Origin of the sequence: Clostridium mucosae (assembly GCF_024622765.1) — a bacterium.
In the GTDB taxonomy this organism is placed as follows: Bacteria; Bacillota; Clostridia; order Clostridiales; family Clostridiaceae; genus Clostridium.
On the sequence record NZ_JANKAF010000006.1, the window covers coordinates 143,724 to 157,760 of the forward strand.

Below are 14,037 nucleotides of genomic sequence, written 5' to 3' on the forward strand. Positions count from 1 at the left end.
TAGACATAATCCATTTTTTAATTTGTTACTTTAAGAGTAATCATAATCTTATCTATCTCTAAACCATTTGCTCCAAAATATAATTTAATGTAATGATTCGTTCCAAAAACAAAGCCTAAAGGCCTAGTTTCTGTAACAAATTCACCTTCAGTTCCTCTAATAGTAATAGTTGATTTTAAAGCATTGTCATAATACACAGATAATGGTAATTGTGCAAGTGATCCTAAATCTGATTTCATTTTTATTGAAATATCGTATATACCGTATTCATTAACAGTAATACCAAAAATCTCTGAATTACCTTTTTTATTTTTAAGTATCTTTCCATCAATAACAATATTATTAGTATTTTTATCTGCTTTATAATAAACTATATTTTCTATATGAGAATCATCTTCATCTTTTTGATTAATTTCATTTAATTCCTCTTCACTAATAAGATTTAATTCATGTAAAATTGATGGTGATTTCATTATAAAGTTTAAAATATTTTTTGCATTTCTTTGTAAGTCACTTCTTTTTAGTTCTCCAGTTTCTAACTTTTCTTTAACATTATCATTTTCAGGATTTGATTTTGAATCTCCCACGCACATATATAAATCATTTTGTGCTGCTACCATTGGAGCCTTATTTTCTTTTATTGATTTCTCACCTTCTGTATTTGCATTTGCCCACCAATCTGACATTACTATGCCATCAAAGCCCCATTCTTTTCTAAGAATTGTTGTACATAAGTCATAATTTCCAGCAGTCCAAATACCATTTACTGGTCCATAACTAGTCATAACAGAACGTGCGTTACCTTCTTTAACAACTATTTCAAATCCTTTTAAATAAATTTCACGAAGTGCTCTCTCTGATACTACTGAATCTGCAAAGTGTCTAGACACTTCTTGGTTATTAGCACAAAAATGCTTAATTGTTGGGGCAATGCCTTGTGATTGCATTCCAATTACTTGAGCTAAACTTATTTTTCCTGTTAATAATGGATCTTCTGAAATATATTCAAAATTACGTCCATTTAATGGATTTCTATGGATATTCATTCCTGGACCTAAAAGAGAATCTATCTTGTTTTTTCTTAGCTCTTTTCCTGTCATTTTATAAAGTTCTTCTACTAATGATATATTAAATGTACAACCTAGAGCTGTTCCATTTGGCAATGAACATGCTTTAGTTCCACAATCCATACGTATTCCTGAAGGTCCATCTGCACAACATGCAACTGGTATTCCAAAATTTCTTAAATTCTCTGTAACTCCACCAAAAGCTGCTGCTGTTCCTGGTGTGACTTTAGGACTACACATCCCCTCGCCTCTAAACATATGAATTAAATCATCATCACTTAATTGCGCAACGAAATCATCTATATCTACCTTTTTATCAAATACATCTCCAAGCTTATAGCCTTTGTCACCAGTATAAGCTATCTCATCTTTGTATCTTTCTTCCATTCTTTTATATGGATTTATAGTTCTTGTGATCACATCTTCCATTATAATTTTGTAATTACCATCTTCATTAACAGTTGATTTGAAACGTTCAAATGAAGCTGTAGGTGCACATGCTTCTTCTAGCTTTTCTACTAGAGTAAATTTTTCATTATATTCTCCAGAAATATTGGCACTTCTAACATCTGAACCGATATAAACCTTGTAACAACCTTCTTCAAGAACATAGCATGACTTATATCCAGTTATTCCATTATCATCATAAGAAGCAAGATAATATTTAGGAATTTTTATTTCTACCTTTTCATTTTCTAATGGATTAATTACATTAGTTTTTGTAAATCCAACAAGTGATCTTGAAGCTTTTCCAAGTTTTCCTTGTGGAGCTTCTATATATACTTGTACAACTTCTTTTCCTGATATATTTCCTATATTAGTTACATTAGCTTCAACAATTACTTCTTTACTTGTTACACTTTTAATTTTTCCTTCAATATTAAAATTAGTATAAGATAGTCCATATCCAAAAGGATAGATTACTTTATCCTTTGCAAAAGTTTCAAAATAACGATATCCTACATAAATATCTTCTTTATAATAATTTCTTTCCATATCCCCAAAATTTTCAGTTGATGGATAATCTTCTATATTCTTGGCAATAGTATCTGTTAATTTTCCAGATGGATTTACTTTTCCTATTAAAACATCAACAACACCGTTACCGCCTTCTTGCCCTCCTTGCCATACATAAAGAACAGAAGAAGGATTATATTTCTCTACCCATTTCATATCTATAATATTACCAACATTTAAAATTACAGCTGTTCTTTTAAATGTCTTAGTAACTTTTTCAATCATAATTTCTTCATCTTCAGTTAAAAGATAACTTCCATGTTCATTTTTACTATCTTGGTCTTCGCCTGCAGTACGTCCTATTATAACTAATGCAATATCCGCATCAGAAGCAGATTGTACTACTGAATCCTCAAGCTTCATTTCTTTTTGAGACCAAGGTACCTTTCCCCATCCCTCACCTTCATCATAAGGATTTTCTTTAATCCATTCTTCATATACTTTCACTAATTCCTCATCTAAAATAGTCTTTTTATTTTCTCTTAAAGCATCTAAAATACTAACTACATACCTTGTATTTACAAGGCCACCTGAACCTAATCCACTTTTATAATAATTAAAAGCACTCCTTCCAAATACAGCTATCTTATCATTATCTCGAAGTGGAAGTGCCTTCTCATCATTTTTTAATAAAACACAACTTTCTGCTGCTACCTGCCTTATAATACTTGCATACTTTTCTAAATCCAATGTATATTCTCCCATATTATCCTCCATTAACTTTTATTTAAATTAACTTTTTACATATTATATAATTTCATACCTATAATCTTAATTTACTTTAATTTCAAATTACACCTCCCATTCTTTATATAACTTCTCACATTTTCATATTATTTTTCACATAGTTCACAATATATAGTAAACGATTAAATAAAACATTTTACAACCTAATGGTTTAATTATTCAAACTAGTATTAAACGATAAAACATGATATTCAAACTGATTCTTGTAATTTATTATATAAATATTTCGGCATTGTTGTAGTTACTTTATCTTCTTATAATTTAAAGGACTTATACCTACATACTTTTTAAATTTATAATAAAAATAATCAATATTTTTATAACCTACCTTTTCACATACTTCATATACCTTCAAATTATCCTCAATAAGTAATTTTTTAGCTTGTTCTATTCTCACATTATCTAAATAAGTATTAAAATTTTTACCTGTAGTATCTTTAAATAATTTGCCTAAGTAAGAGCTGTTATAATTAAATATTTCTGCTAAATCCTCTAATTTTAAATCTCTATAATATTTATTATCTACATATTTGATTATTCTTTTAATACCTTTACCCTTAAAGTTACTTGCTACATATTTTGAAATATTTAAAAATTTATCTATTAAAAACTTAATAACTTCATTTAAGCTATTCTTACTATAGATTTCTTCAATAATTATTTTATTATCCATATCTAATGGTTCTTTTACATTATAGTTTGATATAATATTATCTTTTAATTGAATATAGTAAGTAGTTAGTAAAGCCTTTATTTGTTCTTCTTTATAATTCTTTTCTAATATAATTTTTTCTAGTAATAAAAAGCTTTTCTTTATCTCCTCTACTTCACCTATTTCTATATAGCTATATAAATTATTAATTATTTGTTCTTCAGTAATTGAGGTATTAATAGTATTTTTTATCTTATCCTTATAAATAATGCCTTGATTAAGGTATAAATACTTCTTATTCATTAACTCTTTAGCACTTTCATATGAATAATTAATTTTATTAATATTACTAACTTCTTCTCCTATTGTAATAAAAAGATTTTCTTTCATCTCTTTTTCAATTTGTATTTTCATTTTTTTTAATAATGAATAAATCGATTCAATACTTTTGTCATAAAATATTATTGCAACTCTATTTTTAACTCTAAAAACATTAGTATTATTGCCACTTAAATTTTCTTCAACTGACTCTTTTAAATCAATTATATCATCATTATCAAATTTATTTTTATCATTAGATATTAATGCTACATATAAGCTTTTATTATTTATAGAATTTAAGATTTCCCTTGCTTCTTCTAAATAATTATTTAAGCAGAGCCTTACTAAAGCGTATTCTTTTATCAATTCAAGTTTTCTTCCAATATTTGTATTTATATTTATTTTATAAAAAATTTCTTTTCTTACTTCATTAACTACCTCAAGTAGCTCATCTTTATCTATTGGCTTTAATAAATAAGATTTTGCTCCATATCTCATAGCATTTTTTACGTAATTAAATTCAGAATACTCACTTACTATTATAAATTTTCCTAAAAACCCTTTTTTCTTTACATCTCTTATAATATCTAAGCCTGATTTTCCATACATTTTTATATCCATTAATATTAAATCTGGCTTTAAATCACAAATCTTTTCATAAGTATCATAACCATCAGTACCTTCTCCACATATAGTAAATCCACATTCATTCCAGTTAATAATATTTTTTAATTCTTTTCTTACATATGGTTCATCATCTGCTATAAGTACCTTTAGCATCTTATTCTCCCCCTCTTATTGCTGGTAAAATAATAACACCTTTGCTCATAAAACCTATCTCATTATCTTACATATTAATATTATATAACATCCAATATTACCATAAAATATAAATTATATAAAAATATTCAATTACTTTTCTAAATAATTAGTGTAAGCTATTTTGCTAATAAATAAATCCCAGAGTCTATCCTCTAGGATTTATGGAAAATAATTTTTATTCTAACAAAAAAAATTTCATAAGAAAATTATACTTTATATAATAATTTATTTTTACTTTAATAATTTTACAGTTAAATAAAAAAACAATATAATAAGAAACCATTTTCAAAACTAACCATGGATACATCTAATAAATTGTCCAGGCTCCACTTCTCTAGCTTCTGGACATTCACTTGCGCAAATTTCCTTTGCTTCTGGACATCTAGTTCTAAATGGGCATCCCTTACTTTCAGGAGTCCACTGTCTTATTTCTGTATCTTTATCTCTTATAACTGGTAAATCAATCACTCCTTCTCTTTCAGGATCTGGAGCTGCTGCTACAAGAAGCCTAGTATATGGATGCTTTGGATTGCAAATTACTTTATCTACATCTCCCCATTCAACCATATGCCCCGCATATAATACTATTATTCTATCTGCAAAATATCTTGCTGTAGCAATATCATGAGTAATATATACAAAAGATTTTTTCATTTCTTTTTTTAGTTTATTTAATAAGTTTAAAACTCCAAGTCTTATGGATACATCAAGCATTGAAGTCGGTTCATCTGCAAAAATCACATCAGCTCCCACTGCTAGTACTCTTGCAATATAAGCTCTTTGCTTTTGCCCACCAGAAAGTTGATGTGGAAATTTTTCACCTTGATCCTTAGGTGGAGTTAATCCAACCATTGTTAGATATTCATCCATCTTTTTATACATTGTCTCTTCATCAGAAGGATGATAAAGCTCTAAAGGCCTTTTAAGATGATAATATATATTGTGTAATGGATTTAAAGATGAAAAAGGATCTTGGAAAATCATTTGAGCCTTTTGTCTATAATTTTTAAACTTTTCACCTTTTAATTCATGAATATTTTCCTTTTCAAAAAACATTTTTCCAGAACTTGGTTCATAGAATTTCATTGCAATTCTACATAATGTAGACTTTCCACAACCTGATTCTCCAACTATTGCTAAAGACTCTCCAGGATATAAATCAAAAGATATATCATTTAAAGCACGGATAGTACTTTTCTTTGAAAAGAAGCTTTTTTTAGCAACTTTAAAATCCATTGTAACATTTTTTACACTAAATATTGGTTTTACTAATTCTTGTTCTTCCATATCTTATCCTATCTCCTTTACCAATTCTAATGGATTGTGACAGAAGAAGAATTCATCATCTTTTGAACTTCTTTTTGGTTCTTCTTCAAAGCATATTTTAGTTGCTTTAAAACATCTGTCTTGGAATCTACATCCTTTAGGAATACAACTTAAATTTAATGGTGAACCAGGAATTCCTTCCATGTATTCTATTTCACCTTGCAATGAAGGGAATGAATTCTTTAATCCATAAGCATATGGATGTTGTGGATTCTTTAATATCTTCTTTGAAGATGCTTGTTCAACAATTTCCCCTGCATACATTATTGCTACTGTATCACAGAATTCCATCATTAAACTAATATCATGAGTAATAAATAAAATTGAAAAATTAAATTTTTCCTTTAACTCATATATTTTTTGTAGTATTTCTCTTTGAACTACGGTGTCTAATGCTGTAGTAGGTTCATCTAATATAAGAAGCCTTGGTTTTAAAGCCAATGCCATAGCAATTACAGCACGCTGTCTCATTCCACCTGAAAATTGATGTGGATAATCTCCTAAACGATTAGCTGGAATTCCTACCACTTCTAGAAGCTCTTCTGCCATCTTTCTTGCTTTTTTCTTATTTTTAGTTATTCCATGGGTTTTATAAAGTTCAAAAAACTGATTTTCAAGAGTAACTACTGGATTTAAACAGTTCATAGCTGATTGGAACACCATACTTATTTTATTCCATCTAAAATCTTGCAATTGATTTTCTGATAAGGATAAAATATCTTTTCCATCCATTTTTATTTTTCCACCAGTGATAAGTGCTGGAGGTCTATGCAATCTCATTAATGAATAGGCAATAGTACTTTTACCACAACCTGATTCTCCTGCAAGTCCTAAACTTTTTCCTTCTTCAATAACAAAACTTACATTATCTACTGCTCTTATATGTCCTCTTTCTGTTATATAATCAACACAAAGATTTTCAACCTCAAGTATTGCTCCCATCACTTAAGCCCTCCTTCACAAGTAGTAATTCCTGAGAACCCTTTCTTTAATAATATTTCTTGATTCTTCTTTTCTTTATAGTATTTTCTCATAATCCTTTGAGCTCTTAATTTTGGATTAGATACCTCATCAATAGAGAAATTAATTAGTGTGAGTCCAGCTCCAAATAATATTACAAATACACTTGGTCCAAGTATCTCCCACCATACACCACTATTTAAAGCACCAGTACTTTGGGCATTATTTAACATTTGTCCCCAGGTTACTGACATTCTATCTCCAAAACCTATAAATTCAATAAAAGACTGTGCCATAATAGCGTATATTACAGTTCCTATAAAGCCTGAAGTTATCATGGATAACATATTAGGCATTATTTCAACAAATAATATACGAATTTTAGATTCCCCTAAAGTTTCAGCCGATTTCACAAACTCTCTATTTCTTAAACTCATAGTTTGTGCTCTATAAACACGAGCTCCCCAAGGCCAAGAAGTAACACCTATAATAATTCCAATTGCTAGTGGAGAAATTTTCCCTATCATTGAAGCTATTATTAATAGTAATACTGTTTGTGGAATAACCATAATTATATTTATTGTAGTTGTGATACTATTATCTACTACCCCACCAAAATAACCTGCAGTAATTCCAACTATTAAACTTAAAACAACCGCAATTGCCCCTGCAAAAATTCCAACTGATATGGATACTCTTCCACCATATAAAGTTTGAGCCCATACATCTTTACCTGCTTGTGTGGTTCCAAGAATATGGTCAGATGATGGAGCTACACGCCATAATCCATCAAATGTTTGCATAGGTTCATATGGTGTAAATAAGTTCGCTCCAAGAGTTAATATTAATACAATAAATATTAAAACCACTCCAACAGTAGTTTTAGGAGACTCCTTCAAAAAATTAACTATTTTAGAATTAAATAATTTCTTTACCATATTGCAACCTCATACCTTCCTTATAATTATTCTCCTGATTGTCTTCTAATTCTTGGATCAAGAAGAAAAACACTCATATCTGCAATAAAATTAGCTGACAGCATCAAAATAGTAGTCATAAGTAAAATACCCTGCATTAATGGATAGTCTCTACCATTAATAGCCTGAATCATTAACTTTCCTAATCCTGGATAGTTAAATATATTCTCAATAAGTAGTTGCCCACCAAGTAAAAATCCAACTGACATTGCAAATGAAGTTACTACTGGTAACATAGCATTTCTTGCACAGTATTTAAACATAATCTTTTTATCAGGAACGCCTTTTGCAACTCCCATCACTATATAATCTTCACCTAATTGATTTATCATATTAGCCCTCATACCCATTATTCCACCAAAACCACTTAAAATAATAGCAGTTACTGGCAAGAAGGCATGATAGGAAACATCCTTAATATATTCAAAACCTTTGGCATATAATAATGGAGTTACTGCATACCCCTTAGGGAAAACTCCAGTATAAGCCAATGTATAACTTAGAGTTAATGCAATAATTACAGCAGGAATATTTGCCATAATTTGTCCACCAACTGTTAACGTTGTATCTAATCTACTTCCTCTTCTCCATGCAACAAATATACCTAAAGCCGTATTAATAATAAATGATAATATTAATGCTGTTCCACATAAAAATATTGTCCATCCTAATGGTCTTTTTATTACCTCAGTAACAGGATATAGGTTATTTGTAAAGGAAACTCCCCAATCACCTTTTAATATATCAACAAAGTTTCTAAAATAAGTTACTATTAAAGGCTCATTGCTATTAATTCCAAACATTTTTTCAATAGCTTGTATAGTGGCTGGATCTACTTTACCACCTTGTTGTGCAAGCTCTCCTAATCTCATTTGGACTGGGTCTCCTGGCATAAGACGAGGAAGAAAGAAGTTTAGCGTAAATGCTCCAATAAATGCCATAAAATAAAACCATAATCGTTTTAAAATATATTTCATCTTTCTCCTCCTCTAATATTAATTAATAATTTATTTTACTGGCTCTAATTCCATTAATTGTAGTATTTTAGAGTCATGTATGCAGTTAGCTGGGTCTGGACCTTTGCCTTCTTCTGTTGTCCAACCTGTAAATCTAGCATCACTATAAACATTCCACTTACCATTGAATAATATTGGTACACTAATCATATTTTCAGCAAAGAATTTTTCAATTGTTTCAATTATTTCAGCTTGTCTTTCTTCAGTTGCTATTGGTAACTCTTCTATTAAAGCTGTCATTTCATCATTTTTATAATTATTTTGACAAGTTGACCACCAAGTACTTGTTAAGAATCTTGATTGATCACCAATTGTATCAAAGTAATGCTTCCATATATTTGTATTTTGTCCATAAGCTGTATACAACATATCAAAGTCACCAGTTCCCCATGCTTCAGTAACAACTCCAAGCTCTTTAGGTGCATTTGTAGCATTTATACCAATTTTTTGTAAATCTTCTGCAACTATTTGTGCTCCTGCGTTCCAATCTGCCCAACCTGCTGGTGAAATTATTTCAAATTTAATTGGAGTTCCATCTGGATTTTCTCTGAATTTATCTCCATCTTTATCTACAAAACCTGCTTTATCAAGAATTTTTTCTGCTTCAGTTAAATCAAATTTAGTATATGGATCTGAAAGTGCTTTTGCTTCTTTATTTATATAAGATGACAACATTGATGGTAATCCAGTAACTGATGGTACCTCATCACTTAAGTAACCAAATGCTGCAGAATCATTAATAGTTTTTCTATCAGTTGCTAAAGATACAGCTTTTCTAAAATCTACTGATTCAAAAGCTTTCTTATTATTTTCATTTTTAGTCATATAGTTAAAGCTTAATCTTAAACCATCATTTTTGCCGTACCAATATTTTTTATGAGCATCACCTTTTACATAAGTGTTTTCAATATCTGGAATCATAATATAAGCCCAGTCAATATTTCCTTCTTCTAATAATGCTAAGGCAGCATCATTTCCATCAAATTGTGGTATTCTTAATTCATCTACTTTTAAATCATCAGCCTTCCAATAATTTTTGTTTCTTCCCAAAACAACCATTTCAGGAGTGAAATCTTTAACTTCTGAGAAAGATCCTGTAACAACTGGATTTTCTACTACTGCTGTTGCTGGATCTGAAATTTTAGAGAATATATGCTCTGGAACCATCCAAGTTTGTGTAAATATATCTTTTCTATTAAACACATTAGGCTTTGAAACTACAATTTTAACTGTATAATCATCTACCTTTTCAACTGATTGTAACTTTGGATTATCTCCGTTCCAATTACCACTTGTATCTATCTCTGGTTTATCTTTTGAATAAGTGTATGTGAATACAACGTCATCAGCATTGAAGTCTTCTCCATCACTCCACTTAACATCTTTTCTTAATTTTACTATAAGAGTTTTGTTATCTTCTTCACTTTTAATATCTTCAGCTAACCACATTACTTCTTTTCCACCATTATTTGCATCAAAAATAACTAATGGCTCGTACATAAATCCTTGAATAAATTGAGTTGGCTTATTGTATGGATTAAAGTTTCTTACCCATCCTTGTGAAGATTCCGCTAAAGTTGTTAATACTACTGGTTTTTCATTTTCTCCACCTTTGCCATTATCTCCTCCACTTGATTTACAGCCTATTAATAGTCCTGTAGCAACAACCACTGTACAAATAAGGCTAATGATTTTTTTGACTTTCATACTCTCATCCCCCTAAATATTTTTGTAATTAACTTTTATGATATTTAACAATTTATCAGTATACCTTTACATTGAATTCGTTTTAAATCGTTTTCAAGAGGTACTACTATGATAAATTTTATATCAAAACTATTTATAAAAACACCCTAGAGATTCTAGATATTTTCCTATATAGATTCTAGATATTTTATATTAATTAAATAAATCAGGAAGTATATTATAAATAAATTGGTTGATCCAATGCCAATTATGTATGCCTCCCTTACTTACAATAAAATAAAAATTTCCTTCTTTCAAATTTGATGAATAAATAAAACTATCCTTTAATTCTCTCATAGCATCTATTTGAGGCTTCATATTAGGATAAGCAATATCCAAATCTCCTGAAGCGCAAAGTAAATAATAGTCCTTTGGAGCATAGCCAGAATCTTTTGCAACTTTTGCTAAGTATTCAGCTGTTTCTTTTGCCATATTGCCTTCGGCTTTTTGAGCTAATGCCCAGCAGTCACCACTTAATGGTATAAAATATTTAAAATAATCTAGACAGTTTATAAATGCATACCAAGTAGTAACTGAACCCATAGAAAATCCACCAAAAGCTCTATGTTCACGCGACGCCTTCAAGTCCTCTTTATTAGCTGATGATGTATAAGTATTATATTTAGTTTCTACAAATGGAATCAGATCATTAATCAATTCATTATGAAAATATTTAGTTTCAATTATAGGAAGTGGATGATCAATTGTTTCAACATGACAAAGTTCTTCATCATTTTTCAAATCATTTTTAACACCATAAAATGTAGGTGTAACTACAATAAGAGGTTTAATATCACAATTAGCAATCATATTATCTAATATATTCTTTAACTCTGTATTTTTACCAGGCCCTCCAAATAGTAAATTCTCATCTTCTCCACCACCATGCATTAGATATAGAACATTATATTTTTTATTCTTATCTGTAGCTTCATATCCATATGGAAGATACAGATTCAAGTGTTTAATATTATTACTCTTTTCTAAGTCTTCTACCTTATACTCTAACCTTTCTATAGTCCCCTGTTTTTTATTCTCAATTCTATATTCCTCTGGAAGAATTTTAAAATCCTTATCCTTTAATGAATCTTTTATTATTTCATAATAATCATTACCCATACAAATTTCCTCTCATTATATTTTTTTGCTTATATCCTTTATAATTTATTTATCTAAGTTTATACACCTTTATTGACACAATACTTTTTTCAAAAAAGTTTACATCCAATGAAGCAACAAATACCCCAGTATTTAAATAGCTGTAATTACTATTTTCATCAACTTTAAATTTAGGTACAGTCTTAATAATTTTCCCCCTCGCCATATCATCTAGATAGCCTTCATTTTCAACAGATATAAATATATTATCCTCGGTTTCAATTGTATATTTAGCAAAAGCATGTGATAAAGTTTCACTTTTTCTTGTATTCCAATCTGCACCACCAGGTAATACTTTACCCATTACAAATACTCCATCATTATTTAAACATTTAAAAGTTCCTCCTGTAATTGGAATAATATTAAGATATCCATTTAATCCATTACCTACAGTCATAGAATTAGTAATTTCAACCTCTAATTCCATAGCTAAATCAGCCTCTAAAAACATTTTTAATTCCTCCCCTTTTATTTATAATTATGTATAAAAAATATAAACATTAATTTAAAGCCTTTACTTAATGTTCCTATTACTTTATAATACTTCTCTTCTTCACATACTGATTCTTTAACATAATTTCTTGTTTCCTCTTTTGAAAGTTTTGAGTAATCTCGCTTTTTACCAATCCCATCCGAGCCTTTGTATTCATTGTCATTTTTAATGATAATAGACATAACTTCATTACCTTATACTGAAGAAATTATATTTACAGAAATAACCCCCGTAAATCCCCCTATTTTTTTACATTTTATTGCTATCACTCGAGTGAATACCCGCGTAAATATACATATTTTCATAAACTCAACACTTTATTATTAAATTTTGAAATACTTTAATTATATTCTTCAGTTTATAATTTAACAATCATAATAAAACATTTATTTCCTACTATTATATTTATAACCAATGAAATGCTAAATAGAAAGCTACCACCACTATATTCCTATGCCTTGTAAATAAAAAAGAGAAAGTGCAAATCCTACCTGAATTTATACTTTCTCGCTACTGAATTTTTTTATTTTATTATAGATCTTAAAATTTTCAAAAACTTTTTCACTTAATTTTCTAACTACATTAATATTTAAAATCTAAAAGTTTATTTTTTAATTGATCCTCAATATTTTTTAATTCTAACTCAGCTTCTCTACGCTTTTGGCGTCCTTCTGTTTGTATATTAAGTATTTCGTCAAGAGTTGAAATTAATGATTCATTAGTCATTTTAAGAGTATCAATATCAACAATTCCTCTTTCTGCTGCTTTGGCTGTTTCTATAGTTGAAGTTTTCAATATTTCTGCATTTTTACGTAAAAGTTCATTTGTCATATTCGTTACTTCACTTTGAACCTTTGCAGCATTAGTAGAATGAGCAACTCCAAGAGCTAAAACTATTTGACTTTTCCAAAGTGGAATAGTGTTTACAATTGTTGATTGTATTTTTTCAGACATTAATGAGTCATTATTTTGAATCAAACGAATTTGAGGAGCCATCTGAAGAGAAATCATTTTTGTTAATTCTAAATCATGAATTTTCTTTTCAAAGCGATTGCAAAGTGAAATAAAGTCATTTACTTCTTGAGCATCCTGAGGAAGACCACTATTTTTTGCTTTTTCTTGTAGTTTAGGCAGCTCTTCTTTTTCCAATATTTGAAGCTTCTTTTTTCCAGCTAATATATACATAGAAAGTTCTTTAAAATATACTTTATTTATTTCATACATCTTATCTAGCATAGCAATATCTTTTAAAAGCTGTATTTGATGCTTTTCAAGGACATTACACATTTTATTTATATTATCCTCTACCTTATCATATTTTACTTTCATTTGATTAATCTTATCTTTGCCTTTTTTAAAGAAACCTAAAATACCTTTTTTCTCTTCTGACTCTTCAAAGTTCTTTAACTCAAGAACTACATTGGAAAGCATATCTCCAACTTCCCCTAAATCTTTAGTTTTCACATTATTTAATGCTGTTTCAGAAAAATCAGAAATTTTCTTTTGGGCTCCTACTCCATATTGTAAGATAGAATTTGAGTTATTTATTTCTATCTTCTCTACAAATTGATCTACCATCCTTTTTTCTTCTTCTGTTAAATTGATATCCTCAATTATTTTTTCTTCTACTTTTTCTTCCTTTACTTGCACATCAAGAGCTTCATCTTGAAATGCTTCAAATGTCAATTCTGGTTTTATACTAATAGGTTCCTTAAATTCATCACTCATTTTAAAT

Annotated in this window: 11 protein-coding genes; all 11 read right to left on the reverse strand. The window is 29.0% G+C overall.

Going from position 1 to position 14,037, the window contains the following annotated elements; translation table 11 throughout:
• Nucleotides 1-17 precede the first annotated feature (17 nt).
• Nucleotides 18-2,789, reverse strand: coding sequence for a glycoside hydrolase family 3 protein (locus NSA50_RS09195; protein ID WP_257444589.1), 2,772 nt, complete (start codon nt 2,787-2,789; stop codon nt 18-20).
• 283 nt (nt 2,790-3,072) lie between these two features.
• A complete protein-coding gene (locus NSA50_RS09200; RefSeq protein WP_195431227.1) occupies nt 3,073-4,584 on the reverse strand; it encodes a response regulator transcription factor in 1,512 nt (503 codons plus the stop codon).
• A 333-nt stretch (nt 4,585-4,917) separates the two neighbouring features.
• The gene (locus tag NSA50_RS09205) at nt 4,918-5,913 is read right to left on the reverse strand and encodes an ABC transporter ATP-binding protein (RefSeq protein WP_257444591.1); all 996 of its coding nucleotides are present in this window, start codon (nt 5,911-5,913) and stop codon (nt 4,918-4,920) included.
• 3 nt (nt 5,914-5,916) lie between these two features.
• Entirely contained in the window at nt 5,917-6,894 is a 978-nt protein-coding gene (locus NSA50_RS09210; protein ID WP_195263009.1) for an ABC transporter ATP-binding protein, read from the reverse strand.
• Nucleotides 6,894-7,850 (reverse strand): ABC transporter permease, encoded by a 957-nt coding sequence (locus tag NSA50_RS09215; protein WP_195431221.1) that lies wholly within the window; start codon nt 7,848-7,850, stop codon nt 6,894-6,896. Before NSA50_RS09215 ends, NSA50_RS09210 begins: the two co-directional genes overlap by 1 nt.
• A 26-nt stretch (nt 7,851-7,876) precedes the next feature.
• On the reverse strand, nt 7,877-8,866 hold the full coding sequence (locus NSA50_RS09220; RefSeq protein WP_195262888.1) for an ABC transporter permease: 990 nt from the start codon (nt 8,864-8,866) through the stop codon (nt 7,877-7,879).
• A gap of 30 nt (nt 8,867-8,896) precedes the next feature.
• On the reverse strand, nt 8,897-10,612 hold the full coding sequence (locus tag NSA50_RS09225) for an ABC transporter substrate-binding protein (protein ID WP_257444595.1): 1,716 nt from the start codon (nt 10,610-10,612) through the stop codon (nt 8,897-8,899).
• Nucleotides 10,613-10,804: 192 nt separating this feature from the next.
• The gene (locus tag NSA50_RS09230) at nt 10,805-11,770 is read right to left on the reverse strand and encodes an alpha/beta hydrolase (protein ID WP_257444597.1); all 966 of its coding nucleotides are present in this window, start codon (nt 11,768-11,770) and stop codon (nt 10,805-10,807) included.
• 49 nt (nt 11,771-11,819) lie between these two features.
• Complete coding sequence (locus tag NSA50_RS09235) at nt 11,820-12,260, reverse strand: DUF3237 domain-containing protein (RefSeq protein ID WP_195262885.1); 441 nt, start codon at nt 12,258-12,260, stop codon at nt 11,820-11,822.
• Between the two features lie 17 nt (nt 12,261-12,277).
• On the reverse strand, nt 12,278-12,484 hold the full coding sequence (locus NSA50_RS09240; RefSeq protein ID WP_195431215.1) for a hypothetical protein: 207 nt from the start codon (nt 12,482-12,484) through the stop codon (nt 12,278-12,280).
• 400 nt (nt 12,485-12,884) lie between these two features.
• The gene (locus NSA50_RS09245) at nt 12,885-14,030 is read right to left on the reverse strand and encodes a toxic anion resistance protein (RefSeq protein ID WP_195262883.1); all 1,146 of its coding nucleotides are present in this window, start codon (nt 14,028-14,030) and stop codon (nt 12,885-12,887) included.
• Between the last annotated feature and the right edge of the window lie 7 nt (nt 14,031-14,037).